29 protein-coding genes are annotated in these 25,882 nt (G+C 63.4%); 20 read left to right on the top strand and 9 right to left on the bottom strand.

What is annotated here, in order from left to right:
* Positions 1-215: 215 nt before the first annotated feature.
* The 4 genes from CBW66_RS18445 to petA all read right to left on the bottom strand — a co-directional run bounded on the left by CBW66_RS18445 (position 216) and on the right by petA (position 3,772).
* Positions 216-827 (bottom strand): glutathione S-transferase N-terminal domain-containing protein, encoded by a 612-nt coding sequence (locus CBW66_RS18445; RefSeq protein ID WP_010394154.1) that lies wholly within the window; start codon positions 825-827, stop codon positions 216-218.
* A 120-nt stretch (positions 828-947) separates the two neighbouring features.
* Positions 948-1,712: a cytochrome c1 gene (locus CBW66_RS18440; RefSeq protein WP_086139941.1), complete on the bottom strand. Its 765-nt coding sequence runs from the start codon at positions 1,710-1,712 to the stop codon at positions 948-950.
* Between the two features lie 36 nt (positions 1,713-1,748).
* On the bottom strand, positions 1,749-3,161 hold the full coding sequence (locus tag CBW66_RS18435) for a cytochrome bc complex cytochrome b subunit (RefSeq protein ID WP_086139940.1): 1,413 nt from the start codon (positions 3,159-3,161) through the stop codon (positions 1,749-1,751).
* A gap of 2 nt (positions 3,162-3,163) precedes the next feature.
* Positions 3,164-3,772 carry a ubiquinol-cytochrome c reductase iron-sulfur subunit gene (gene petA / locus CBW66_RS18430; RefSeq protein WP_086139939.1) on the bottom strand — a complete coding sequence of 203 codons (609 nt, stop codon included), beginning with the start codon at positions 3,770-3,772 and terminating at the stop codon, positions 3,164-3,166.
* 412 nt (positions 3,773-4,184) lie between these two features.
* Here petA and mscL point away from each other — a divergent pair, with 412 nt between their 5' ends.
* The 4 genes from mscL to CBW66_RS18410 are packed head-to-tail and all read left to right on the top strand — an operon-like array spanning position 4,185 to position 6,910.
* A complete protein-coding gene (mscL, locus tag CBW66_RS18425; protein ID WP_086139938.1) occupies positions 4,185-4,634 on the top strand; it encodes a large conductance mechanosensitive channel protein MscL in 450 nt (149 codons plus the stop codon).
* 41 nt (positions 4,635-4,675) lie between these two features.
* The gene (locus tag CBW66_RS18420) at positions 4,676-5,836 is read left to right on the top strand and encodes a Do family serine endopeptidase (RefSeq protein WP_086139937.1); all 1,161 of its coding nucleotides are present in this window, start codon (positions 4,676-4,678) and stop codon (positions 5,834-5,836) included.
* Positions 5,837-5,857: 21 nt separating this feature from the next.
* Entirely contained in the window at positions 5,858-6,550 is a 693-nt protein-coding gene (locus CBW66_RS18415; RefSeq protein WP_086139936.1) for a DUF2461 domain-containing protein, read from the top strand.
* A 15-nt stretch (positions 6,551-6,565) separates the two neighbouring features.
* Positions 6,566-6,910 (top strand): cupin domain-containing protein, encoded by a 345-nt coding sequence (locus CBW66_RS18410; RefSeq protein WP_230492280.1) that lies wholly within the window; start codon positions 6,566-6,568, stop codon positions 6,908-6,910.
* Between the two features lie 26 nt (positions 6,911-6,936).
* Here the strand turns inward: CBW66_RS18410 and CBW66_RS18405 are convergent, their stop codons facing one another.
* From CBW66_RS18405 to CBW66_RS18385, 5 genes are all read right to left on the bottom strand, one after another.
* Positions 6,937-7,977, bottom strand: coding sequence for an NAD(P)H-dependent glycerol-3-phosphate dehydrogenase (locus CBW66_RS18405; protein WP_086139935.1), 1,041 nt, complete (start codon positions 7,975-7,977; stop codon positions 6,937-6,939).
* Between the two features lie 68 nt (positions 7,978-8,045).
* Positions 8,046-8,507 carry an SH3 domain-containing protein gene (locus tag CBW66_RS18400; protein ID WP_086139934.1) on the bottom strand — a complete coding sequence of 154 codons (462 nt, stop codon included), beginning with the start codon at positions 8,505-8,507 and terminating at the stop codon, positions 8,046-8,048.
* Positions 8,508-8,592: 85 nt separating this feature from the next.
* Positions 8,593-9,069, bottom strand: a complete 477-nt coding sequence (secB, locus tag CBW66_RS18395; RefSeq protein ID WP_086139933.1) for a protein-export chaperone SecB — start codon at positions 9,067-9,069, stop codon at positions 8,593-8,595.
* Between the two features lie 160 nt (positions 9,070-9,229).
* Complete coding sequence (gene grxC / locus CBW66_RS18390; RefSeq protein WP_070220900.1) at positions 9,230-9,496, bottom strand: glutaredoxin 3; 267 nt, start codon at positions 9,494-9,496, stop codon at positions 9,230-9,232.
* Positions 9,497-9,523: 27 nt separating this feature from the next.
* On the bottom strand, positions 9,524-9,940 hold the full coding sequence (locus tag CBW66_RS18385) for a rhodanese-like domain-containing protein (protein WP_086139932.1): 417 nt from the start codon (positions 9,938-9,940) through the stop codon (positions 9,524-9,526).
* Positions 9,941-10,046: 106 nt separating this feature from the next.
* Between CBW66_RS18385 and gpmA the strand changes: the two genes are divergently transcribed.
* The 16 genes from gpmA (at position 10,047) to CBW66_RS18305 (ending at position 25,724) form a co-directional block, all read left to right on the top strand.
* Positions 10,047-10,793, top strand: a complete 747-nt coding sequence (gene gpmA, locus CBW66_RS18380; protein WP_070313039.1) for a 2,3-diphosphoglycerate-dependent phosphoglycerate mutase — start codon at positions 10,047-10,049, stop codon at positions 10,791-10,793.
* 76 nt (positions 10,794-10,869) lie between these two features.
* A complete protein-coding gene (locus CBW66_RS18375) occupies positions 10,870-12,333 on the top strand; it encodes a murein hydrolase activator EnvC (protein WP_086139931.1) in 1,464 nt (487 codons plus the stop codon).
* Between the two features lie 47 nt (positions 12,334-12,380).
* Positions 12,381-13,874 carry a S41 family peptidase gene (locus CBW66_RS18370; protein WP_086139930.1) on the top strand — a complete coding sequence of 498 codons (1,494 nt, stop codon included), beginning with the start codon at positions 12,381-12,383 and terminating at the stop codon, positions 13,872-13,874.
* An 8-nt stretch (positions 13,875-13,882) separates the two neighbouring features.
* A complete protein-coding gene (locus CBW66_RS18365) occupies positions 13,883-14,644 on the top strand; it encodes a molybdopterin-synthase adenylyltransferase MoeB (RefSeq protein ID WP_086139929.1) in 762 nt (253 codons plus the stop codon).
* A gap of 93 nt (positions 14,645-14,737) precedes the next feature.
* Positions 14,738-15,190 carry a type II secretion system major pseudopilin GspG gene (gene gspG / locus CBW66_RS18360; RefSeq protein ID WP_070220887.1) on the top strand — a complete coding sequence of 151 codons (453 nt, stop codon included), beginning with the start codon at positions 14,738-14,740 and terminating at the stop codon, positions 15,188-15,190.
* Between the two features lie 12 nt (positions 15,191-15,202).
* Positions 15,203-15,697, top strand: a complete 495-nt coding sequence (gspH, locus tag CBW66_RS18355; protein WP_086139928.1) for a type II secretion system minor pseudopilin GspH — start codon at positions 15,203-15,205, stop codon at positions 15,695-15,697.
* Positions 15,697-16,074 (top strand): type II secretion system minor pseudopilin GspI, encoded by a 378-nt coding sequence (gene gspI, locus CBW66_RS18350; protein WP_086139974.1) that lies wholly within the window; start codon positions 15,697-15,699, stop codon positions 16,072-16,074. Before gspH ends, gspI begins: the two co-directional genes overlap by 1 nt.
* Positions 16,074-16,697 (top strand): prepilin-type N-terminal cleavage/methylation domain-containing protein, encoded by a 624-nt coding sequence (locus tag CBW66_RS18345; protein WP_086139927.1) that lies wholly within the window; start codon positions 16,074-16,076, stop codon positions 16,695-16,697. Before gspI ends, CBW66_RS18345 begins: the two co-directional genes overlap by 1 nt.
* On the top strand, positions 16,694-17,680 hold the full coding sequence (gspK, locus tag CBW66_RS18340; RefSeq protein ID WP_086139926.1) for a type II secretion system minor pseudopilin GspK: 987 nt from the start codon (positions 16,694-16,696) through the stop codon (positions 17,678-17,680). The genes CBW66_RS18345 and gspK overlap by 4 nt, the downstream gene beginning before the upstream one ends.
* Before the next feature lie 19 nt (positions 17,681-17,699).
* A complete protein-coding gene (gspL, locus tag CBW66_RS18335) occupies positions 17,700-18,929 on the top strand; it encodes a type II secretion system protein GspL (protein WP_230492281.1) in 1,230 nt (409 codons plus the stop codon).
* Positions 18,926-19,471: a type II secretion system protein GspM gene (gspM, locus tag CBW66_RS18330; protein ID WP_086139924.1), complete on the top strand. Its 546-nt coding sequence runs from the start codon at positions 18,926-18,928 to the stop codon at positions 19,469-19,471. Before gspL ends, gspM begins: the two co-directional genes overlap by 4 nt.
* Positions 19,468-20,244, top strand: a complete 777-nt coding sequence (locus tag CBW66_RS18325; protein WP_086139923.1) for a type II secretion system protein N — start codon at positions 19,468-19,470, stop codon at positions 20,242-20,244. The genes gspM and CBW66_RS18325 overlap by 4 nt, the downstream gene beginning before the upstream one ends.
* Entirely contained in the window at positions 20,241-22,478 is a 2,238-nt protein-coding gene (gspD, locus tag CBW66_RS18320) for a type II secretion system secretin GspD (protein WP_086139922.1), read from the top strand. Before CBW66_RS18325 ends, gspD begins: the two co-directional genes overlap by 4 nt.
* Before the next feature lie 10 nt (positions 22,479-22,488).
* On the top strand, positions 22,489-23,910 hold the full coding sequence (gene gspE, locus CBW66_RS18315) for a type II secretion system ATPase GspE (protein WP_086139921.1): 1,422 nt from the start codon (positions 22,489-22,491) through the stop codon (positions 23,908-23,910).
* Between the two features lie 10 nt (positions 23,911-23,920).
* The gene (gene gspF, locus CBW66_RS18310; RefSeq protein WP_086139920.1) at positions 23,921-25,141 is read left to right on the top strand and encodes a type II secretion system inner membrane protein GspF; all 1,221 of its coding nucleotides are present in this window, start codon (positions 23,921-23,923) and stop codon (positions 25,139-25,141) included.
* 16 nt (positions 25,142-25,157) lie between these two features.
* On the top strand, positions 25,158-25,724 hold the full coding sequence (locus CBW66_RS18305) for a type II secretion system protein N (protein ID WP_086139919.1): 567 nt from the start codon (positions 25,158-25,160) through the stop codon (positions 25,722-25,724).
* Positions 25,725-25,882: the final 158 nt, after the last annotated feature.

Below are 25,882 nucleotides of genomic sequence, written 5' to 3'. Positions count from 1 at the left end.
GCGCCCCCGTCAGCATGAGGCGGGCGCACCGGTAATTCAATGAAACGATGGGACAACTCATTCGATAAAAGAACACAGAATACAGTTGGCCCAAGATGCCCCAGAAAGCGTCGCGAGCAAGCCCGATATCGGCTTGCGTAACGCAGCCGTACTTGAGTACGGCGAGTCACGCCAAGTCGAGAGCGGGCTGCGCAGCAGCTTTATGGGGATATCTTTTAGCGGCGCATGACTTTCTCGGAAGGCGTCAGCGCTTCGATGTAGGCAGGACGCGAGAAGATGCGTTCGGCGTATTTCATCAGCGGCGCAGCCGTCTTCGACAGTTCGATGCCGTAGTGGTCCAGGCGCCACAGCAGCGGCGCGACAGCCACGTCGAGCATCGAGAATTCGTCGCCCAGCATGTACTTGTTTTTCAGGAACAGCGGCGCCAGGGTCGTCAGGCGGTCGCGGATTTCCGCGCGGGCCTTATCGTGGGCCTTGTCGTTGCTCTTGGCGCGTTCGCTTTCCAGCACGTGCACGTGCACGAACAGTTCTTTTTCGAAATTGAACAGCATCAGGCGCGCGCGGGCACGCATCAGCGGATCGGCCGGCATCAGTTGCGGATGCGGGAAGCGCTCATCGATGTACTCGTTGATGATGTTCGATTCATACAGGATCAGTTCGCGCTCGACCAGGATAGGCACCTGGCCGTACGGGTTCATGGTCGAAATGTCTTCCGGCTTGTTGAACAGGTCGACGTCGCGCACTTCGAAGTCCATGCCTTTTTCAAACAGGACCAGGCGGCAGCGTTGCGAAAATGGGCAGGTTGTACCCGAATAGAGAACCATCATTTTTTATAGTTCCTTAGAAACAAAGGGGGTGAAGCCGCGAACGGCTCACCCCAGGTCGCTTGTCCACTCATGCGGACAACGCAGAAACAGGCATAAACCGGCCTATGGCCGGCGCCTCACTTATTTGACTTCCTTCCAGAACGACGCGTTAAGGCGCCATGCCAGCAGAGCAAAGACCGACAGGAACAACAGCACCCATACGCCCAGGCGTTTGCGTGTTTGCTGTGCCGGTTCGGCCATCCACTCCATGTAGCCGACCAGGTCGGCTACCGCATTGTCATACTCGATCTTGTTCAAGGTACCTGGCTTGACCTGCTCGAAGCCGGTAAATTTGTGGATTTTCTTGCCAGCTTCGTGCGGATCATTCTCTTCCACGAACTTGGCAGTCTGGACACCTTGCAATTCCCATAATACATGCGGCATGGCAACATTCGGCACGACCATGTTGTTCCAGCCGGTCGGACGAGTGTCGTCTTTATAGAACGTACGCAGGTAAGTATACAGGTAGTCGCCGCCTGTGCCAGCGGAAGATGATTTCGCGCGCGAAATTACCGACAAATCCGGCGGGACGACGCCAAAGAAGGCCTTGGCATCCTGCGGTGCCAGGCTGGTCGTCATCAGGTCGCCGACTTTATCGCCGGAGAACAACAGATTCTTCTTGATCTGGTCTTCCGTCAAGCCCAGGTCTTTCAGGCGGTTGTAGCGCATCGACACGGCGGCGTGGCAATTGAGACAATAATTGACGAACAATTTGGCGCCATGCTGCAGCGCTGCCATGTTGGTCTGGCGGTCAGGTGCCTTGTCCAGCGGAAAGCCGCCTTCGCTGGCGAGAGCCATGGCGGGCACGAGTGCCAGGATGGCGAGCAGTTTTTTTGCAATCTTCATATGATGTATGTCCTTTGAGCGTGGCGTGAGAGCGGCTTAGTGCGGGTGGAACGTCACACGCGACGGCACGGTCTTGAACTTGCCCATGGCACTCCACCATGGCATCAGCAGGAAGAAGCTGAAGTAAATCAGGGTGCACACTTGCGACACGATGGTTTTCGCATCCGTTGGCGCCTGGGTGCCGAGGTAGCCGAGTACCAGGAACGACAGGCCGAAGATGGCATAGATGTATTTGTGCCAGGTCGGACGGTAGCGGATCGATTTCACGGGAGAATGGTCGAGCCATGGCAGGAAGGCCAGGATCACGACGGAACCGCCGAAGAACACCACGCCCCAGAATTTCGCATCGAGCACCTGCGGCAGCATGCCGACGATGGCGACCAGTGCAATGCCGGCAATGGCGGACTTGACCGTCGTCGACAGGCGCGACTTGAGCCAGATGAACACGACATACGCGGCCACGGCGCCCATCAGCACGTACATGAAGTCGGCCGTGGTGGCGCGCAGCACCGAGTAGAACGGCGTGAAGTACCAGGTTGGCGCGATGTGCAGCGGGGTTTTCAGCGAATCGCCCGGCAGGAAGTTGTTATATTCCAGGAAGTAACCGCCCATTTCCGGCGCGAAGAAGACGACGGCGCTGAAAATGACGAGGAAGATCGATACGCCGAACAGGTCGTGCACGGTGTAGTAAGGATGCGAAGGAATCGAATCGACGGGGTGGCCATCGGCGCCCAGGTTTTCTTTCACTTCGATGCCGTCCGGGTTGCTCGAGCCCACTTCATGCAGGGCGATCAAGTGCGCTGCAACCAAGCCCAGCAGTACCAGCGGGATGGCGATCACGTGGAAGGCGAAGAAGCGGTTCAGGGTCGCGTCGGACACCACATAGTCGCCGCGGATCCACAGCGACAGGTCAGGGCCGATGAAGGGGATGGCGCCGAACAGGTTGACGATCACTTGTGCGCCCCAGTACGACATCTGGCCCCATGGCAGCAGGTAGCCGAAGAACGCTTCGGCCATCAGGCACAGGAAGATGGCGAAACCGAACAGCCAGATCAATTCACGTGGCTTGCGGTACGAACCGTACAGCAGGCCGCGCGTCATGTGCAGGTAGACGATGATGAAGAAGGCCGAGGCGCCCGTCGAGTGCATGTAGCGCACCAGCCAGCCCCACGGTACTTCGCGCATGATGTACTCGACGGAATTGAAGGCCAGGGCCGCATCCGGTTTGTAGTGCATGGTCAGGAAGATGCCGGTGACGATCTGCAAGACCAGCACCAGCATGGCCAGCGAGCCGAAGATGTACCAGAAATTGAAGTTTTTCGGGGCGTAGTACTTGCCCCATTGGTCGTTCCACAGCTTGGTCAGGGGAAAGCGGTCATCGACCCAGCCCAGCGCTTTTTCGGCGACGGGAGCGTCTGCCGGGAATTTCGTTTCTTTGAAAGCAGCCATGATCAAGCCTCGCCTTTCTCGTCTTTACCTATCAGCAATTTGGTGTCGCTCAGGTACATATGGCGCGGCACTTGCAGGTTGTCCGGCGCCGGCTTGTTCTTGAACACGCGGCCTGCCATGTCGAAGGTGGAGCCGTGGCAAGGGCAGAGGAAGCCGCCTTCCCAGTCATCGGGCAGCGACGGTTGCGGGCCGGGGGCAAATTTCGAGGAAGGGGAGCAGCCCAGGTGGGTGCAGATGCCGACGGCGACGAGAATTTCAGGCTTGATCGAGCGCGCCTCGTTCATGCAGTACGGCGGCGTGAATTCGGCGGGATTGCGCTGGGAATTGGCATCGGCGACTTTGCCGTCGGTTTTTTTCAGCGACGCGATCATTTCCGGCGTGCGCTTCAGGATCCAGACCGGCTTGCCGCGCCATTCGACCGTGCGCATTTCGCCGGGTTGCAAGGTGGTGATGTCTACTTCGACCGGCGCGCCAGCCGCTTTCGCGCGCTCCGACGGCTGGAAGGTGCTTACCAAGGCTCCCGCGGTTGCCAATCCAACTACACTGCCCGCCGCGCACGTGGCGACGAGCAAGCCGCGACGGCCTGAATCGACCTGCTTTTCGTTACTCATGCAAACCCCAATCAGTCAAAATGCGAATCTTTATTATGAGTGGCAGCCGCGAAAAACCGTCGCCGAAGCTCTTTCCCACCGATTGCCGCAACCCGCATCTTTGTACGGTAAAGTGGCAACATCCCTGCGGAACTTCGGTCAATGGCGCAGCCCGTGCCAGTTTCTTGTTGATTATCCGGAAGTGAAAAAGCCACTTCTGGCAACCGCAAATTATAAGTGAAGCAAACAACGAATAAAACAAAAACGTTGCTTGTACCATAATTTATATACTTTTGCAGAAGGTGGCTAGTTCTTTCGAACTAGATGCGCGCGGCTGTGCACGAATTGGTCCTGCCGGCAACCACAAGTTGGTGGCACTGGGAATCAATAGTATGATCGGCATGTTTTTTATACCTATCCGAAGGAGAAATTCATGGCAATGATGCAAGAATTTAAAGAATTTGCAATGAAGGGTAACGTCGTCGATCTGGCGGTCGGTGTCATTATCGGTGGCGCCTTCGGCAAGATTGTCGATTCCCTGGTGCAAGACGTGATCATGCCACCCATCGGCCGCATTTTCGGCGGCCTCGATTTCGCCAATTACTATCTGCCCCTGAATGGGCAAGCCACGACGATGACCCTGGTGGAGGCGAAGAAGGCGGGCGCCGTGCTGGCCTACGGTAATTTCCTCACCATCCTGCTGAACTTCATCATCCTTGCCTTCATCATCTTCCAGATGGTGCGCCTGATGAACAAGGCCCGCCGCAGCGAACCGGCCGCGCCGGCGCCGGCACCGGCCACGCCGGAAGATATCGTGCTGCTGCGTGAAATCCGCGACTCCCTGCAGCAGAACGCACGCAACAGCAACAATCTGGCAAAATAAGTCGTTCCGGCACCGGCCGGCTGACCTGGGCAGAGAACTGTATGCGACGATTCTGGTTATTGTTTGCGCAAACCGTGACGATCGCGTTGGCGCTGTACTTTGTGTACGGCGCGCTGCGCCCGGCCAGCCGGGTACAGCAGCTGGGTTCTCCCGCCAAGCCGGTGCCCGTGGTGGAAACGGCGTCGAGCAGCCTGGCGCCCGGTTCCTACCGCGACGCGGCGGCGCGCGCCATGCCCGCCGTCGTCAACATCCTCACCCTGCAAGTGCCCAAGCGCGGCGCCCATCCGCTGGCGCGCGATCCCTTCTTTAAACGTTTCTTCGGCGACCGCGACCCGGACGGCGACGATGACGACGATTTGAAAAACAGCCTCGGCTCGGGCGTCATCGTCAGCCATGAAGGCTATGTGCTGACGAACAACCACGTGGTCGAAGGCGCCGATGAAATCGAAGTGGTGCTCACCGATGGTCGCAAGGCGCCCGCCAAGGTGGTGGGCCTGGACCCGGAAACGGACCTGGCCGTGATCAAGATCAAGCTCGACAAGCTGCCCGTCATCGTGCTGGGCCAGTCGGAACTGGCGCGCGTGGGCGACGTGGTGCTGGCCATCGGCAATCCGTTCGGCGTGGGCCAGACGGTGACCATGGGCATCATCTCCGCCCTGGGCCGCAACAACCTGCACATCAACAGCTTTGAAAACTTCATCCAGACGGATGCGGCGATTAATTTCGGCAACTCGGGCGGCGCCCTGGTCGATACGCGCGGCAACCTGATTGGCATCAATACGGCGATTTACTCGCAAAGCGGCGGCTCCGTCGGCATCGGTTTCGCCATTCCCGTTTCGACGGCCAAGACGGTGATGGAAGCCATCATCAAGGATGGCCACGTGGTGCGCGGCTGGATCGGCGTGGAAACGCAGGACATCACGCCCGAGCTGGCGCAAAGCTTCAACTTGCAGCGCACCAGCGGCGCCATCATCGCCGGCGTGGTGCGCAACGGCCCGGCCGACAAGGCGGGCATCGTGCCAGGCGACATCCTGCTGACGGTGCAAGGCAAGCCCGTGGGCGACACGACGGAAATGCTCAACCTGATCGCCCAGCTGCCGCCCGGCGAAAAAGCTAAAATGACGGTGCTGCGCAAGAATCGCGAAGCGGCACTCGACGTGATGGTGGGCAAGCGCCCCATCCCGAAAGGGCTTTCCAAATAGTTGCTGATCGGAATTTGACACATGCATGTGCGTGATTTGACCCAATTTTTACGTGAACTGAGCGACAACAACAACCGTCCCTGGTTTGTCATGAACAAGCCCCGCTATGACATCCTGCGCGAGGAATTCCTCGCCCTGGTGACTGCACTCATTGCTGAACTCGGCAAGTTCGATCCGGCCGTGAAATACTGCAATCCGAAGAAGGCCTTGTTCCGCATCAACCGCGACGTGCGTTTCGCGCATGACAAGAGTCCATATAAAACGCGTTTTTCGGCCGCCATCGCGCCAAACGACATGCGCCGTCCCAGCAAGGCGGGCGGACCCACGTATTATCTGCAGATCGATGGCCAGGGCAATCTGCTGTTCGGCGCCGGCGAATACATGCCGCCGCCCGGTCGCCTGAAGGCGCTGCGCGAGCACATGGTCAACGATGCGCCAGGTTTTTCCAAAGTGCTGAAAAATAAGCGTTTGAAGGCCCGCTTTGGCACCATCCAGAACGAGGGCAAGTTGCAGCGCCCGCCGAAAGGCTTTGACGCGGATGCCGAACATATCGAATTCATCAAGCTGAAGAGCTTTTTTGTCTGGACCGAAGTGCCGCTGCCCGTGAATGCGCCCGAGAAACTGCTGCCGACCCTGGCGGAAGGCTTGCAGGATGCTTGGCCGCTGGTCGAATGGATGCGCGGCGCGAAAGAGCCGGAGGAAGTCACCGAGTAATTGCCGAAGGAGCACATGATGGCACTGGAGCACGCAAGTTCAGGACAGGTGATCGAGGTATTGCGCCGGGACGGCGACGACCTGTCGCAGTTTTCCGCCATCGCGCTGGCCAAAACGGATGAACTGGAATTGATCCGCATGTGCATGCCCAAGGGCAAGACCATGCCCGAGCATCACGTGCTCGGCGAGATCACCTTGCTGTGCCTGCAAGGGCAGGTGGCGGTGACGGCGCATGGCGCAGAGCACCTGCTGGGGCCGGGGCAGATGCTGTACCTGCTCGGCGGCCAGGCGCACGCGCTGGAAGCGCGCGCAGACAGTCTCTTATTACTGACTATACTCATGCACAAGGCGGGGCGCTAGCTTCCCCCTGGCGCGGGCTGGCCGCCTTAGGCCGCTTCGGCGCGCGGATCGCGCGACAGCAACTGCTGCACCATCACGTGCGGCAAATCGCCATCGAACAGCACGCCGGCCACGGCATTCGTGATCGGCATGTCGACGCCCAGGCGGCGCGCCAGTTCGCGCACGGCCTTGGCGCACGGTACCCCTTCAGCCACGTGACCCAGCTCGGCCACGATGGTGTCCAGCGCCTTGCCTTGCGCCAGGCCCAGGCCGACGCGGCGGTTGCGCGACAGGTCGCCGGTGCAGGTGAGAATCAGATCGCCCATGCCCGTCAAGCCCATGAACGTTTCCGTCTGGCCACCCAGCGCCGTGCCCAGGCGCGTGATTTCCGCCAGGCCACGCGTGATCAGCGCGGCGCGCGCATTCAAGCCCAGGCCCAGGCCGTCGGCCACGCCGGTGGCGATCGCCAGCACGTTCTTGACGGCGCCGCCCACTTCCACGCCCACCAGGTCGTCGCTCGCATACACGCGGATGGTGCCGCCGTGCAAGGCCGAGACGACGGCGCCGCGCAAGGTGGCGCTGTGCGAGGCGATGGTCAGCGCGCACGGCAGGCCGCGCGCCACTTCCTGCGCGAACGAGGGACCGGACAGGGCGCCGCCGGGGATATTGTCGCCCAGCACTTCCTGCACGATCTGGTGCGGCAGCAAGCCCGTGCCCCCTTCAAACCCCTTGCATAGCCACACCAGGTTGGCGATGGCCTTGTCTTTCAATTGCAGCAGCATGGGCCGCAGGCCGGCCACGGGGCAGGCGGCGATCAAGAGGCCCTGTTCGCCGCTGGCATGCGCGACGGCGGCGTCGAAATCGGCGCCGATGCGCAATTGCGGCGGCAAAGGGAAACCCGGCAAATAACTGTTTTCGCCGCTGGCGGCCATGGCGGCCATGGCTTCACCGTTGCGGCCCCACAGCAGCACGTCATGGCGGCCGGCCAGGGCCATGGCCACGGCCGTGCCCCAGGCGCCGGCGCCGAGGATGGTGATCTTGCGGGGCAGGGCCTTGGCGGCGGGAGATGTATCTGGAGAAACTTGCATGCAACCTCAGTGGGGCGGAAGAAACGGGTGCGGCGCCCGGGCCGGTCGCCCGGTGCGCAGGGCGGGGCTTACAGGCCCCACACTTCGCTGGTCTTGACGTAGCCGCTCTGGCCATCCTTGTGGCGCACCTTGACCCAGCCGGAGCTTGCTTGCTCGCTCATTTCCAGCAGCACACCCTTGTCGACGAGGATGATGGCGGAGGCGGTGTCGTCGGGGCTGGCGCGCACCTTGAGGTTCGCGGCGCGCGCCACGACGTTGCGCTTGGCGGACAAGCCCTTGGCTTCCGTCCAGGCCATTTCGCCGCTGGCGTCGCGCACCTTGACCCAGTCGCCGTAGCTGAGCACGACTTCCAGCGGCATGCCGCGCGGCGCCACGTACAGCTTGCCGCCCTTGCTGGACGGCGCGTCGTACAGGATCACGGGGTTGGCTCCCACCGTTTTGAAATCGACGGCGTGGCTGGCGGCGGTCGCCAGCAACAGCACGGCGCCGGCTATCCAGCGGAACTTGCTCAAGAGCGCACTTTTCAACATGATATTTTTGAACCTTAACGAAACACGGCGGCCAGGCCGCCGTGTCAGGCCAGCCCCAGGGGGCCGGCGGGGTCTTGCCTGCAGCTTAGTGCGTCGTCGCGTCGCCTGCTGGAGCAGCGGCGGCAGCGTCGGCGATGGCTTGCAGACGTTGTTGGTAGAACACTTCGAAGTTGATCTCGGCCAGGTGCACTGGCGGGAAGCCAGCACGGGTGATCACGTCGGCGATGTTGGCGCGCAGGTAAGGGTAGATGATGTTCGGGCAGCCGATTCCCAGCAGCGGATCGAGTTGATCGGCAGGAATATTGCGTGCTTCGAAGATACCGGCTTGCTTGCCTTCGACCAGGAAAGCGACTTTATCGCCGACTTTGGCGGTGACGGTGATGGTCACGGTGGCTTCGAAGATGCCGTCGGCCAGAGGTGCGGCGCCCACGTCCAGAGCCACTTCGATCGCTGGTGCTTCTTGTTCCAGGAAAATAGCTGGGGAATTTGGTTGTTCCAGCGACATGTCTTTCAGGTAGACGCGTTGGATTTGGAAGACTGGTTGCAGGTTTTCGTCAGACATGGAACGCTTTCGTTGTAAAGGACAAGAACGGCACACCGTTCAAATATGGTGCTTGCGGTATGTACGCCGCGCCGGATAGGCGCGGCCGGATCAGGTGCGAGGGCAATTGTATCAAAACAATACGACAAAAAACCAAGCAATTTCTCGAACCCGCTTTATATCAGGCTGCCGTGCCGTTTAACAAGGGGTCGAGCTTGCCAGCTTGATCGAGCGCATACAAATCGTCGAAACCGCCCACGTGGGTATCGCCCACATAGATTTGCGGCACCGTGCGGCGGCCCGTGCGTTCCATCATCTTGATGCGCTCTTCCGGGTCGAGGTCGACGCGGATCTTTTGCACGGCGACGCCCTTGGCTTCCAACAGGCGCTCGGCGCGCACGCAATACGGGCACACGGCGGTGCTATACACAATTACGGGGACGGTCATGATGATTCCTTCTAGTTAAATGCCGGCTTACTTCGCCAGCGACAGGGTTTTCAATGGCAAACCCTGCTTTTTCCATTCGTCGAGGCCGCCTTCCAGGCTTGTTGCCTCAGCGAAACTGGCTTTGCCCAGCAGGCCGACGGCGGTTGCCGAACGCGAACCTTTCTGGCAAACCACTACAATGGGGCGCGTTTTGAATTTTTCCAGCTCGCCCAGGCGTTTTGCCAGTTCCGGCAGCGGAATATTTTTTGCGTCAGGCAAGTGGCCCGTGGCGAATTCTTCCGCGCTGCGCACGTCGACGATGATGGTCTTGCCACGGTTGATCAGTTGCGTGACTTCCAGCACGGTCGCGCGCTTGCCGCGCATCGACAGCAGTGGCCAGAGGAGGGCGCCGCCGGAAATAATGACGATGGCAAACAGAAAAATGTGGTCGATAATGAATTTCACGTAGGGTCCAATGGTTTAAGTCAATCCGCGCATTATAAAATAGAAGCTGGACGAGGTCTTTTTACGTTTTGCTTTTTTGATTTGAACCCCTTGAGAAGATAGAACTATGTACAAAATCGTTTTCATGCGTCACGGCGAGTCCACCTGGAACCTCGATAACCGCTTCACCGGCTGGACCGACGTCGATCTGACGGAAAAGGGCGTCAACGAAGCCAAGGCCGCCGGCCAGATCCTCAAGCAGGAAGGTTTTACGTTCGACGTGGCCTACACTTCCGTCCTGAAGCGCGCCATCCGCACCCTGTGGCTGGCGCTCGACGAGATGGACATGATGTATTTGCCGATCAAGAACGACTGGCGCTTGAACGAGCGTCACTACGGCGCCCTGCAAGGCCTGGACAAGGGCGAGACAGCCGCCAAGTATGGCGACGAGCAAGTCCTCGTATGGCGCCGCAGCTACGACACGCCGCCGCCGCCGCTGGAAGCGAACGACGACCGCGCCTCGTACAATGACCCGCGCTATGCCGGCTTGCCGAAAGCGGCTATCCCGCTGACCGAATGCCTGAAAGACACCGTGGCGCGCGTGATGCCAGCCTGGGATGAAGAAATCGCCCCGGCCATCCGCGCCGGCAAGAAAATCATCATCTCGGCCCACGGCAACAGCCTGCGCGCGCTGATCAAAATGCTCGATGGCATCAGCGACAGCGATATCGTCGGCCTGAACATCCCGAACGGCCAGCCGCTCGTGTATGAACTGGACGCCGACCTGAAACCGATCCGTCATTACTACCTGGGCGACCCGGCAGCGATTGCGGCAGCGCAAGCGGCCGTGGCGAACCAAGGGAAGGCCAAGTAACTTGTTGTCTTTCTTCCGCGGCACAGCGATCGCCCCCTCTGCTGAACGACCCCTGCCGGCGTGGCGCGCCGGCGCCATGCTGTGTGCAGCGCTGCTCTTCTCGAGCGGTGCCGCACAGGGTGCCAAGCCCACCGAACGCAGCAAGCAGAAAGCGGCCGCGGAAGCACAACGTGCTGGATTGCAACAAAAGCTGACGGCGCTCAAGCGCGACATCAGCCGCACGGAAAGCGCCAAGGATGACGCGGCCGATACCCTGGCCGAGTCGGAAGAAGCCATTTCCAACGCCAACCGCGCCTTGCGCGACCTGGCGCAGGAGCAAAGCGAGACGGGCGTGAAGCTGACGGCGCTGGGGCAGGAGCACCAGCAACTGACGGCCACCGTCGAGAAACAAAAGACGCAGCTGTCGAAGTTGCTGCGTGAACAATATGTCGCCGGCAACGAAGACCGCATCAAGTTGCTCTTGTCGGGCGACAATCCGAACCGCATCAACCGCGACCTGCAATTGATGGCGTATGTGTCGCAGGCGCAGGCGCGCCTGCTGGAAGCCTTGCGCGCCAACTTGCTGGCCGTGGAGAAAAACCAGGCGGACGTGCAGAACGCCAAGGACGAGCTGGAAGAAATCGCGCAGGAAGAGCGCGACCAGAAGGCCCTGCTGGTGCAGGAGAAGGCGCGCCGTGCCGCCTTGCTGACGAGCTTGTCGCAGCGCCTGGTGGCGCAGCGCAAGGAGGTGGGCAATGTCGAGCGCGACGAACAGCGCATGGGCAACCTGGTCGACAAGCTGGCGAAACTGATCGAAGAGCAGGCCGCCGCCGCCGCGGCCGAAAAGAAACGCCAGCAATTGCTGGCCGAGCAGCGCGCCGCCGCGAAAGCGGCCGCCGACGCCAAGGTCGCCGCGGAAAAGCGCGAACGCCTGCTGGCCGCGCGCGCCAAGGCCGCCCAGGCGCAGGCCGAACGCGAACGTATTGCGAAAGAGCAACAAAACAAATCGGGCAAGATCAAGCCGCAGACGCCGCCACCGCCGCCCGTGAAGCTGGAACCGATCGATGACGACGAGCCGCCGCAAGTGGCCAAGGTGGCGCCGAAACCCGAACCGAAGCCGGAACCGGAGCCGGAGCGCCCGAGCCTGGGCCCGGCCGCGCCGGCAGGCGCCTTTGCCAGCATGAAAGGGCAGTTGCGCGCGCCCGTGGCGGGCAAGATCGCCGCCCGCTTCGGCAGCAAGCGCGGTGACGGCCCCAGCTGGAAGGGCGTGTTCATCCGCACGGGCGAGGGCAGCGAGATCCACGCCATCGCCGGCGGCCGGGTCGTGTTTTCCGACTGGCTGCGCGGCTTCGGCAATTTGATCATCGTCGACCATGGCGGCCAGTACATGAGTATTTATGGCAATAACCAATCCCTGCTGAAAAGGGTGGGCGACGCCGTCAAGGGCGGCGACGCCATTGCCAGCGCGGGCAACAGCGGCGGCAACGAGGAATCAGGGCTATACTTTGAATTGCGTCATCAGGGCCGCGCCTTCGACCCCGCCACCTGGGTGAAGTTTTAAGTTCCCACCATTGCTGCGGCAGCGAATTTGTAGATTGCGAAGAATACATGGGTATCAAAGTCAAAAGTATCGGCCTGATCGGTCTGGGCGTCCTGGCCGGCATCGGCATGTCGCTGCAGTTCCCGGCCGTGGCGCAAAAAATCACGAATGCCCCGCTGCCGCTCGACGAGTTGCGCCAGCTGTCCGACGTCTTTGGCCTGATCAAGTCCGATTATGTCGAGAAGGTGGAAGACAAGAAACTCTTAACGGAAGCCATTTCCGGCATGGTCTCGTCGCTGGACCCGCACTCCGTCTACCTCGATAAAAATGCCTTCAAGGAAATGCGCGAAAGCGTGCAGGGCAAGTTCGTCGGCATCGGCATCGAAGTGAGCATGGAAGACGGCTACGTGAAAGTGGTCTCGCCCATCGAGGACAGCCCTGCCGCCAAGGCCGGCATCCTGGCGGGCGATTTCATCACCCGCCTCGACAATCTGCCGCTGAAGGGCATGCAGCTGGAAGAGGTGATCAAGAAGATGCGCGGCCAGCCGGGCACCAAGCTGGTGCTGACGATGTCGCGCAAGGGCGAAAGCCGCCCGCTGGTCTTCCCCATCGTGCGCGAGGAAATCCGCGTGCAGAGCGTGAAGGCCAAGATGGTCGCGCCCGGCTATGCCTGGCTGCGCATCGCCCAGTTCCAGGAACCGACCGTCGATGACATGGTCAAAAAGATCAACGCGCTGTATGCGCAAGACCCCAAGCTCAAAGGCCTGGTGCTGGACTTGCGCAACGATCCCGGCGGCGTTGTGCCGGGTGCCATCGGTGTGGCGACGGCATTTCTTCCGGGGAATTCCGTGATCGTGTCCACCAAGGGCCAGTTGCCGGAATCGAAGCAGGTGTTTTATGGCCGCCGCGAATTCTATGCGCCGCCGGGCGCCAAGGCCGACCCGCTGGCCAAGCTGCCGGCCGCGCTGAAAACTGTGCCGCTGGTGGTGCTGGTCAATGCGGGCTCCGCTTCCGCCTCGGAAATCGTCGCCGGCGCCTTGCAGGATTACCAGCGCGCCACCGTCATCGGCACGCAGACCTTCGGCAAGGGTTCCGTGCAAACCTTGCGCCAGATCACGGCCGATACGGCCGTCAAGCTGACGACGGCCCGCTACTACACGCCGAAAGGCCGGGCCATCCAGGCGCGCGGCATCGTGCCCGACTTGCTGGTCGATGAAACGGCCGAGGGTGACGGCTGGAACAGCCTGCGCGTGCGCGAAGCGGACCTGGAAAAACATTTGAGCAGCAACGATGGCAAGCCGGAAGCGGCCAAGCCGACCATGGAAGGCATGCAGGATCAATTGGAAGAAGAACAGCGCCTGATCGCCACGGCGAAAAAGCGCAAGCCGCTCGAGTACGGCGCCAAGGATGATTTCCAGCTGCAGCAAGCCTTGAACCACTTCCAGGGCTTGCCGGTGCAACTGGCCAAGACTGACGCCAAGGTTGAAAAGATCGGCGCCAAGCCGGAAATCGCTTCCGACATCAAGGCCGACGACAAGAAGATTCCTGTGCAAAAGCCGTAGTCGCCGCCATGAACGACGCCCAATTGCTGCGCTATTCGCGCCACATCCTGTTAGACGAGATCGGCATCGAAGGCCAGCAAGCCTTGCTCGACGCCCACGTGCTGGTGATCGGCGCGGGCGGGCTCGGCTCGCCCGCGGCCATGTACCTGGCCGCCAGCGGCATCGGCAAGCTGACCCTGGTCGACGACGATACGGTCGACCTGACCAATCTGCAGCGCCAGATCGCCCACACCACGCAGCGCGTGGGCCAGCCGAAAGTGCTGTCGGCGCGCGAAACCTTGACCGGCATCAATCCCGAGATCGACATCATCGCCTTGCAGGAGCGTCTGGACGGCGCGCGCCTGGCCGAACTGGTCTGCTCCAGCACGGTCGTGCTCGACTGCACCGACAACTTCGCCACGCGCCACGCCGTCAACCGCGCCTGCGTGGCGGCCGGGGTGCCGCTGGTGTCGGGCGCCGTGATCCGTTTCGACGGGCAAGTGAGCGTCTTCGACCCGCGCACGGGCACCCAGCCCTGCTATTCCTGCCTGTTTCCGCAGGAGCAGCAGTTCACGGACGAGGCGTGCTCGACCATGGGCGTGTTCGCGCCGCTGGTCGGCGTGGTCGGCGCCATGCAGGCGGCCGAGGCGCTGAAACTGATCATGGGCGTGGGCGAATCGCTGGCCGGGCGGCTGCTGCTGCTCGACGGCTTGCACATGGAATGGAGCAGCATGCGCGTCGCGCGCGACCCCGGCTGCGCCGTTTGCGGCGAAGTGGTCTTGCCGGCCTGACAGCCCCCGCACAAATTTTTCCCTATATGACAGGCTTTGTCATATTTCCGCTTTATACTCTGCTCTCATTACTCACCTTCTTCTCTCTTTCATATGCAAAACGCAGCAAACCATCCGATACGCCAGCGCCGCGCGCGCGGCTTCACTTTGATCGAAATCATGGTCGTGGTGGTGATCATGGGCATCCTCGCCTCGCTGGTGGTGCCCAAGCTGATCGCCCGCACGGGCGAGTCGAAAGTGGCGGCGGCGAAAGTCGACATCGCCACCGTGATGCAAGCGTTGAAACTGTACCGCCTGGATAACCAGCGCTACCCGACCACCGAGCAGGGCTTGCAGGCGTTGATCGAAAAACCGACCACGGGACCGGCCGCGAATGGCTGGAAAGCGGGCGGCTACCTGGAAAAGATGCCGAAAGATCCATGGGGCAATCCATACCAGTACCTGTCGCCGGGCGTGAAGGGCGAAGTCGACCTGATCTCGCTGGGCGCCGACGGCCAGCCTGGCGGTAGCGGGGACGATGCCGATATCGGTTCCTGGGAACTGTAAGTTTTCCATTGCATGCCTGCCATGAGCACCGGCCGCGAACTGCCCCGGCCACGCGCCAGCGGCTTCACGCTGATCGAGCTGCTGGTGGTGATGGTCATCATCGGCGTCACCCTGGGCCTGGTGTCGCTCAACGCCATGCCGAACGGCCAGCAGGCGCTGCAAAAGGAAGCCGAGCGCATCGCCCTGCTGCTGCAGCTGGCGCGCGATGAAGCCATCGTGCGCAGCCGGCAAGTGGCGTTCGAGGCGGACGAAAATCAATACCGTTTCCTGGTCCTCAATGAAAAGCTGTGGCAACCCGTGACGCAGGACGATTTGCTGCGCGAGCGCACGTTTGCCAACACGCCCATGCTGCTCAGCGTGCAGCCGTCGAACAGCGTGGCCCAGCCGCTGCGCATCATCTTTGGCCGCGAACCGGTCGACAAGCCTTTTGTGCTGACCCTGGCCAGCGGCGAGCGCAGCGTGGCCATCCGCGCCGACGGCATCGGCCACTTCACGGTCGAGCAATGATGCGGCGCCCGTTTCGCCGCCAGCGCGGCTTTACTTTGCTGGAAGTGCTGGTCGCCCTCGTCATCGTCGGCACGGCCCTGGGCGCCTCCTTGCGCGCCGTCGGCAGCCTGACGCAAAACAGCGATGGCTTGCGCAGCGCCATGATGGCTACCTGGTCGGCGGAAAACCACCTGGTGCGCCTGCGCCTGGCGAAGACGTTCCCGCAGACGGGCAAGCGCACGGTCGACTGCCCGCAGGGCGACTTAAAACTCATCTGTGAAGAGGAAGTGGTCGCCACGCCGAATCCCCGCATCCGCCAAGTGCGCGTGAACGTGTACGACGTGCAATATCCGGCCCGGCGCATCGTGCGCCTGGTATTACTGGCGTTCAACGACTGATGGCGCGCCGTCCTCTCCCTGCCGGCGGTTTCACCCTGATCGAGCTGCTCGTGGCGATCGGTATCCTGGCCATGGTCGCCGTGCTGGGCTGGCGCGGCCTGGACAGCATCATGCGTTCGCGCGAAGTGCTGACCAGCCAGCTCGAGCAGGCGCGCGGCATGCAGCTGGCATTTGCCCAGATGCAGAGCGATTGCGATCACCTGGCCGGCGCCGGCCTGAGCGCCAGATTGCTGAATGGCCGCGTCAACCTGCTGGCCGAGAATGACCGCCTGACCCTGGTGCGCCTGGCCGCTTCCGAGCAGGAGCCGCAGCAGTTGCAAGTGGTCACTTACCGCCTGCGCGGCGGCGTGCTGACGCGGCGCGAGTCGAACGGCACGCGCGACCTGGCCGTGCTCGACACCCTGTGGCAGGCGGCGCGCGACGATACCGATACCTCCGGCGCCGACGTGGCCCTGATGCGCGGCGTCGACAGCATGGTCATGCGCGGCTGGAGCAATGGCGCCTGGAACGTGCTGACGGCGGGCGCCACCATCTCGACGCAAGTGCCGGGCCTGGAAGTGACCTTGCAGATGCCGGGCCAGGACGCGGGCCTGTCCAAAGTCTTTTTATTGGGGCCGGGATGAAGCGCTTTTCGCCCCGCATTTCCTTGCCTGCGCGCCAGCGCGGCGTGGCCGTCATCACGGCCTTGCTGCTGACGGCGCTGGCCATCACCGTCGTCGCCAGCCTGTTCTGGCAGCAGCAGGTGCAGGTGCGCTCGATGGAAAACCAGCGCCTGCGCCTGCAGACGCAGTGGGCCATGCGCGGCATGGTCGACTTCGCCCGCTTCTGGCTGCGCCAGGACAATCCTTCGCTGACGGCGCTCGATGGCGTGTGGGCCACGCCCATCGAGGAAGCGCGCCTCGACGATTACGTGGATCGCGAAAAGGTCGACACGGAAAAATTCGATGCCACCGTCTCGGGCCGCGCGCTCGACGCGCAGGCGCGCTTCAATATCACCAACCTGGTCGATGCCACGGGCAGCATCAATCCGAAGCAGGTGCTGGCTTACCAGCGATTGTTGTCAAACATGAAGCTCGATAGCGGCCTGGCGCAAGCGACGGCCGATGCCGTGCTGCGCGCGCGGCCGAAACCACGCGCGGCCGACAGCGGCACCGATGGCAAGACGCCCGCCGCCAAGCCCACCACGGGCGGCGGCAGCGAACCGGTGGCGTTCACGCAGGTCGAGGATTTGCTGGCCGTGCCCGGCTATACGCCGCAGATGATCGAGCAGCTGCGCGATGTCGTCATCATCTTGCCGGAATTGACGCCGATCAACGTGAATACGGCGCCGGCCGAGGTGCTGGCGGCCGTGACGATGATGTCGCTGTCCGAGGCCAGTGCCCTGACCTTGAGCAATCCGCGTAAAAAGTTTGTCGATAAGTTAAATTTCCAGAATAATATTAATGCTGCACTGATTGAAGGCGTGGAACTCGATGTGAAGAGCCGCTACTTCCTCACCGTCATCCGCGTGCGGCTGGACCGTGCCGCCCTCGATGCCGTGGCGCTCATCAATCGAAAAACGGATCCGCAGCGCACCACCAGCCTGGTCTGGCTGCGGGAAAATTAACAGCTGAAAGCGAGTCACTTTGACAATATTGTATATCCGTCACCCGGCCAAGGCGTCCACCGACAGCGCGCCCGCCTGCTCCTTCGTGCTGGCCGGCGACGGCGGCGCCTTGCTGCAGCAGGGCAGCGCGCCGCTGGGCGGCCTGGGCCAGCTGATCGCCGGCGCGAAGCAGGTGGTGCTGTTGCTGGCGGCGGCCGACGTGACCCTGCTGCGCCTGAAAACCCCGCCGCTGGCCGGCGCCCGCTTGCGCGCGGCCTTGCCGGGACTGGTGGAAGAACACATCCTCGGCGACGCCCAGGATTGCCTGCTGGCCGCCGGCGCGCCCGACGCGTCCGGCATGCGCACGGTGGCCGTGGCGCAGCGCGCCTGGGCCGAGGTACTCGTAAAAGCCTTGCTGGCGCAGGGCGCGCGCAAGGTGGCGCTGCTGCCATCGCAGCTGTGCCTGCCATTGCAGCCGGGCAGCGTGACGGCATCCTTGCACGCGGCCGGCGACAGCCTGGAGCTGGCCTTGCGCCAGGCGCCGCAAGAGGGGCTGGGCCTGGTCTTGCCGGCCCAGCCGCAGCAGGCGCTGCTGACGACGCGCGCGTTTGCCGGCGACGTGCCCCTGACGGTCTACGTGGCGCAGGCCGAGCTGGCGCAGTATCAACAGCTGGCCGCCGGCATGCATGGCATGACGGTGGAATCCGACCACTGGGCGCACTGGATCGCCGGCGCAAGGAATGCGGGGCTGGATCTGGCCGGCGCTCTGGGCACGCCGACGGGATCGGCCACCGAGTGGCGCCGCTGGCGCTGGCCGCTGCGCCTGGCGCTGCTGGCCGTGGTCGTCAACCTGGCCGGCATGAATATCGAATGGATGCGTTTGAAGCGCGAGGCGGCCACCGTGCGCACCTCGATGCAGCAAACCTTCAAGGCCGCATATCCGAACGAAGCGCCCGTGTATGGGCTGGAAGCGGAGCAGATGCGGCGCAATATCGCCGCCGCCCGCCTGCAAAGCGGGCAGGCCAGCATGGATGACTTCACCAGCATGAGCGCGGCCCTGGGCGAGGCGCTGGGCGGCCTGGCCGGGCGCGGCGTGGTGGCCTCGCTGGAATACCGCGAGCGCAGCCTGATCGTCAAGCTGAAGCCGGACATGGTCGACGCCAGCGCCCAGGCGCAGGTGCGCGACGGCCTGGCCGCGCGCAAGCTGGCCTTGAATGAAACGGCGCCTGGCGTGTGGAAGATCACGCCGGCCACGGGAGCAAAAGCATGAGTGCGGCAGTGAACAAGGCACGCGCCGCGTGGATGGGGCGGCAGCAGGCCGTGCAGGCCTTCTGGGCCGAGCGCACGCAGCAGGAGCGCAAGCTCTTGAGCATCGGCGCCGTGGTGGCGGGGCTGGCCCTCGTCTACGCCGTGTTTTTCGAACCGGCCTGGACGGGCCGCATCGCCTTGCAAAAGAGCTTGCCAGAGCTGCGTCAGAACGCGGCCCAGCTGCAGGCGCTGGCGCGTGAAGCGGGCGAGCTGGCGCGCCAGGCGCCCGTGCAGGTGGCGCCCATGAGTCGCGAAAGCCTCGACGCCTCGCTCAAGGCGCGCGGCCTGACGCCGCAATCGCTGTCGCTGACGGGCGAGTATGCGCGCGTGCAGCTGAACGGCGTGCCGTTCGCCAGCGTCATGCTGTGGCTCGATGGCGTGCGCCGCGAAGGCCGCATCGCCGTGCAGGAAGCGAAGATCACGGCGCAGACGGGGCAGACCAAGGCGGCAGGGCTGGTCGACGCCAGCCTGACCCTGCACCAGAGCCCGGGCGCGGCACGATGATGCGCCTGCTTGGCTGGCTGCTGGCCATCATCGTCAGCGTCTGCGTCACCCTGCTGGTGTTTTTCCCGGCCGGCTGGGTGGCCAGTATCGTGGAAAAGCAGACGGGCGGACGTTTGACCTTGGGCGACGCGCAAGGTACCCTGTGGCGCGGCTCGGCCTTTATCGGCGGGGCGGCCAGCGCGAACGGCGCCGTGACGCCGCTGCTGCCGGGGCGTTTCAGCTGGCGCATTTCGCCTTCGGTGCTGTGGGGATCGTCGGACGTGGAATTGCAAAATCCGCAGGCGCTGTCGCAGCCGGTGAACCTGCGCGGCTCGTGGTCGCACTGGCAAGTGAGCCCGGCGGCCCTGCTGCTGCCGGCCGATGGCCTGGGCGGACTCGGTGCGCCGTTAAATACCGTGGCGCCGACGGGTAGCATGCGCCTGTCGTGGAGCACCTTGCAACTGGCACTGGAGCAGCGGCAGTTTTCCGCCGTCGGCCGCACCACCCTGCAGATGACGGATATGGCCTCGCGCCTGTCGTCCTTGCGTCCGCTGGGCAGCTACGAGCTCGATTTCGATTGGCAGGGGCAGCAGGCGACGTTGACACTGCGCTCCATCAAGGGACCGCTGCTGCTCGATGGCAGCGGCAGCCTGCAACAGGGGCGCATGCAGTTTTCCGGCCAGGCCCAGGCCGCAGCAGGATATGAAGAGACCTTGGCGAGTTTGTTGAATTTGCTGGGACAGCGCCGTAGCAATAGCGAAAAAAACATCATCGCCTTAGAGTTCAGACAATGAAAAAACCATCCGTGAGCCCAATTACCTCCTCCTTCTCGCTGCGCCGCCTGTCGGCCGCCGCCTTGCTGTGCTGTTCCGTGGCCGGCATGCCGGCGCCCGTCTGGGCCGCGCCCGGCGATGAGGCGGCGCTCAATTTCGTCGGCGCCGACATCGAATCGGTGATCAAGGCGGTGGGCCATTACACCAACATCAATTTCGTCATCGACCCGCGGGTCAAGGGCACGATTACCCTGGTGTCGGAAAAGTCGATCAGCAAGTCGCAGGCCTTCGGGCTGCTGGCTTCCGCGCTGCGCCTGCAGGGCTATGCGGTGGTCTCCGGCGACGGCTATGCGAAAGTGGTGCCGGAAGCGGACGCCAAGCTTCAATCGGTGCCGACCCAGGTGGGCAACGGCAGCAGCCAGGTGAAGGGCGACCAGATCGCCACCCAGGTGTTTTACCTGAACTACGAATCGTCGGCCAACCTGCTGGCCGTGCTGCGGCCCCTGATCTCGCCGAACAATACGATCAATGCCAACCCGGGCAACAACTCGCTGGTGATCACCGATTACGCCGATAACCTCAAGCGCCTGGCGAAGATCATCGCCGCGCTCGACGTGCCCGCCTCGACGGACCTGGACGTCATCCCCGTGCGCTATGCCATTGCCTCCGACCTGGCTTCGATGGTGAACAAGCTGATGGAAGGCGGCAATGCGGGTGCCGGCGCCACCGGCGATGCGGGCAAGGTCTCCGTGCTGGCCGACCCGCGCACCAATTCGCTGGTGCTGCGCGCGCCGTCGGCGGCGCGCGCCAACCTGGCCAAGTCGCTGATCTCGAAGCTGGACCAGCCCACCACGCAGCTGGGCAATGTGCACGTGGTGTACCTGAAAAACGCGGATGCCACCAAGCTGGCGCAGACCCTGCGCTCGGTGGTGACCTCGGACGGCACGGCCGCCACGGCGCAGCAGGGCGTCGGCAATCAGAATACGAATAACCAGATCAGCCAGAACAACAGCGGCATGAACAGCACTGGCCTGGGCGGCAATACGCAAAGCGGGACCACGGGCGGCGCGTCGCTGAGCAACGGGCCGCAGCAGCTGTCGTCGGGCGGCGCGGCCGGATTCATCCAGGCCGACGCTTCCACCAACACCCTGATCCTGACCTGCAACGAAGCCGTTTACCGCAACCTGCGCGCCGTGATCGACCAGCTCGACGTGCGCCGCGCCCAGGTCTACATCGAGGCGCTGATCGTCGAAGTGACGTCGGCCAAGGCGTCCGAATTCGGCGTGCAGTGGCTAGGGCTGTCCGGCGACAGCACCAGCAATTACCGCGTGGGCGCGCTGCAGTCGTTCGCTTCGGGCACCAGCAACAACATCGCCGCCATCGCCACGGGCGGCGGCAAGGTCTTGCCGACGGGCGGCCTGACGGTCGGCATCTTCAAGCAGATCAACGGCGCGCTGGGCCTGGGCGCCGTGGCGCATGCGCTGGAATCGGACGGCAACGCGAACATCCTGTCGACGCCGAACCTGATCACCCTGGACAACGAGCTGGCGACCATCAAGGTGGGCCAGAACGTGCCTATCCTGACGGGCCAGTACACGAGCACGGCCGGCACCAACACGAACCCGTTCCAGACCATCGACCGCAAGGAAGTGGGCCTGACCCTGAAGGTGCGTCCGCAGATTTCCGAAGGCGGCACGATCAAGCTGGGCATCTATCACGAGACGTCGAGCGTGGACAAATCCACGGCGTCTGCCGTCAGCGGCATCACCATCAACAACCGCGTGATCGAAAACAATGTGCTGGCCGACGATGGCCAGATCATCGTGCTCGGCGGCCTGATCGAAGACAGCACGGGCGACAATGCGGAAAAAGTGCGCGGCCTGGGCGACATCCCCCTGATCGGCAACCTGTTCAAGTACCAGACGCGCGAGCGCAAGAAAACCAATCTGATGATCTTCCTGCGCCCCGTCATCGTGCGCAACAAGGAGCAGAGCGGCAGCCTGGCGGCCGACCGCTACGACTACATGCGCTCGGCCGAGACGGCCGCCGTGCCGGCCACGGGCAACCTGATGCTGAAAGACCTCGGTACGCCCGTGCTGCCGGCCCTGCAGGATGGCCAACCCGTGGGCGGCAACATGGTGACGCGCCCCGTGCCGCCGGCGCCGACACCGCCGCCAGGCGCGCCGGCCAACGCGGCCACCCCGCCGCAGCCGCTGCTGCAGCAGTATCAGCAACAGCAACAGCCGCAGAAGTGATCGGGTCGCCATGAGTAATCTGCTTCCCTACGCCTACGCGCGCGATTTCGGCTTGCTGGCCCGGCCCGGCGCCACTGACGGCGCCCCCGTCGAGGTGCTGGTGGCCGCGTCGACGGCGCCGGCGGCGATTGCCGAAGTGTCGCGCCGCTTCGGCCAGATCCAGTTGACGGTGCTGCCGCGCGGCGAGCTCGATGCGGCCATTGCCGGCGCCTACGCGGGCGGCGGCGGCGACGCCTCGCAGATGGCCGATGAATTCGACGCCGACCTCGATCTGACCAAGCTGCTGCAGGACGTGCCGGCCATCGAGGATTTGCTCGAGTCGTCGGACGACGCGCCCGTCATCCGCATGATCAACGCGCTGCTCACGCAGGCGCTGCGCGAAGGCGCGTCCGATATCCACATCGAGCCGTTCGAGCAGACGTCCGTCGTGCGCTTCCGCATCGACGGCAGCCTGCGCGACGTGGTGCGCCCCCGCAAAGCCATCCACGGCTCGCTCATTTCCCGCATCAAGATCATGGCGCAGCTCGACATCGCGGAAAAACGCTTGCCGCAGGACGGCCGCATCACCCTGCGCGTGGGCGGCAAGCCCGTCGACGTGCGCGTCTCGACCCTGCCAACCGGGCATGGCGAACGGGCCGTATTGCGCTTGCTGGACAAGGAAGCGGGCCGCCTCGACCTGCAGCACCTGGGCATGAGCGCGCCCATGCTGGCGCAGTTCGATGGCCTGATCACGCAGCCGCACGGCATCGTGCTCGTCACCGGTCCCACCGGCTCGGGCAAGACGACGACCTTGTATGCGGCGCTGTCGATGCTCAACGCCACGACGACGAATATCCTGACGGTGGAAGACCCGATCGAGTACGACCTGGCCGGCGTAGGCCAGACGCAGGTGAACCCCCGCATCGACATGACGTTTGCCAAGGCGCTGCGGGCGATTTTGCGGCAAGACCCGGACGTGATCATGATCGGCGAGATCCGCGACCTGGAAACGGCGCAGATCGCCGTGCAGGCGTCGCTGACGGGCCACCTGGTGCTGGCGACCCTGCACACGAACGACGCCTCGGCGGCCGTCACGCGCTTGCTCGACATGGGCATCGAACCGTTCCTGCTGTCGTCGTCCCTGCTCGGCGTGCTGGCGCAGCGGCTGGTGCGCAAGTTGTGTGGTTCATGCAAGACCTTCGATGGCCAGTACTGGCAAGCGGTCGGCTGCGAACATTGCGGCCAGACGGGCTACCAGGGCCGCGTGGGCGTGTATGAATTGCTGCGCACGACGGAGCAGATCCGCGCGCAGATCCACAACCGCGCGTCGGAAGCGGACGTGCGCGCCGTCGCCCTGCAGGACGGCATGACGGGCATGCGCGAGGACGGCGAACGCTGGCTGCGCGACGGCACCACCACGCAGGCCGAGTTGCTGCGCGTGACCAAAGACTAGGCCCGCCACCATGCCCGCATTCCGTTATGAAGCCGTCGACGCCCAGGGCGCCACCCGCAAGGGCGTGCTCAATGCCGACAGTCCCCGTTCCGCGCGCGCCGAGCTGCGCGTGCAAGGCCTGGTGCCGCTGGCTGTCGAACCGATCGCCGCGCAGGTCGACGCCGCCGGCGTGGCCAAGCGGCGCGGCTTCGGCGAGCGCCTGTCCAGCACCGAGCTGGCCTTGTTCACGCGCCAGCTGGCCAGTTTGCTTGAAGCGGGCCTGCCGCTGGAGCAGGCGTTTTCCGCGCTGCTGGAACAGGCCGAGCGGCCGTATCTGCGCGACCTGATCGCCTCGATCCGCTCGGAAGTGATCGGCGGCGCCGCGTTTTCCGACGTGCTGGCGCGCCATCCGCGCGATTTCGCGGAAATCTATCGGGCGCTGGTGGCGTCGGGCGAGCAGATCGGCCATTTGTCGCGCGTGCTCTCGCGCCTAGCCGACTATATCGAACGGCGCAATGCGCTGGTGCAGAAGGTCAAGCTGGCGTTTACGTATCCGGCCATCGTCACGGTGGTGGCGTTTTCCATCGTCATTTTCCTGCTCACCTACGTGGTGCCGCAGATCGTTTCCGTGTTCGCCAATACCAAGCAAAAGCTGCCCATGCTCACGGTGATCATGCTGGCGCTGTCGGACTTCGTGCGCAACTACGGCATCGTGGTGGCCATCGCGCTCGCCGGCGCCTGGTTCGCCTGGCGCCGCGCGCTGCAGCAGCCGGCATTGAAACGGCGCTGGCATACCTGGCTGCTGACGGCGCCTTTGTACGGCAAGTTCGAACGCAGCCTGAATACGGCGCGCTTTGCCAGCACCCTGGCCATCACCACGGGTTCCGGCGTGCCTATCCTGCGCGCGCTCGACACCAGCCGCGACACCTTGACCAATGTGGCGATGCAGGAACTGGTGGCTGACGCCAGCGGGGCCGTGCGCGAAGGCGTGAGCCTGGCGCGCGCGCTGTCGGCGCAAAAGCATTTTCCGCCCATGTTGATCCACATGATACGCGCGGGCGAAATCACGGGCGAGCTGCCGGCCATGCTGGAACGCGCGGCCAGCGCGCAGGAGCAGGACCTGGAGCGCCGCACGCTGACCATCGCCGGCCTGCTGGAGCCGGCCCTGATCCTGGCCATGGGCGTGGTGGTGCTGCTGATCGTGCTGGCCGTGCTGATGCCGATTATCGAAATCAATCAGCTCGTCAGATAAGAAAACCAAGGAAGCCATGAAGCGTTTGCCTCAATTTACAAGTTTGCTCGCCGTCGTGGCGCTGTCCGTGTCGCTGGCCTACTGGGCCATGCAGCTGTTCAAGGCGCCGCAGCGCCCCATCAATCCACCGGCTGTACCGGTGGTGCAGGATGCCAGCGTGGAGGCGGGCGCCTCGCTGTTCGGCGGCCAGGTCAGCGTGGCCACAGCCAGCAATTACCAGCTCAAGGGCGTGGTCGCCGCCGGTAATGGCCGTGGCAGCGTGGCCATCATCTCGACCGATGGCAAGCCGTCCGTGGCCTTGCCGGAAGGCGCCGAGGTGGTGCCCGGCGTGACGGTGCTGGAAGTGCATGCGCGCCATGTGCTGCTGCGCGATGGCGGCGTAAGCAAACGCATCGATCTGGTGGCCGACGACAAGGCGCTGGCCTTGCCGGGACCCGTGTCCGCCACCCCTGCACCGGCACCAGCCCCCGCACCGGTAACGAACCTGGTGCCGCCGCCGCTGCCGATGGAACAGCAGCGTCCGGCGACCGTGATGCCGGCGCCGCCGCAGGTGACGACCAGTACGCCGCCGCCGTCGAATTAACGCTAATTAACGCTGTTCTTATCGTATTTTGCCGATGGCGCCATGCCGCCGTCGCGACAGGAGTCTTCATGTTCTCGATCCGTGCCGTCCTGGCGGGCTGCGTGGCGGCGCTGTGCGTCTTGCCGCAAGCCGCCGCCGCCGCTGACCTCCCCGCCGCC

It is taken from the genome of Janthinobacterium sp. GW456P, from assembly GCF_002127655.1.
GTDB lineage: Bacteria > Pseudomonadota > Gammaproteobacteria > Burkholderiales > Burkholderiaceae_D > Janthinobacterium.
The sequence above is the reverse complement of the archived record's forward strand: the minus strand, read 5'-3'. Positions and strand labels throughout refer to the sequence as shown.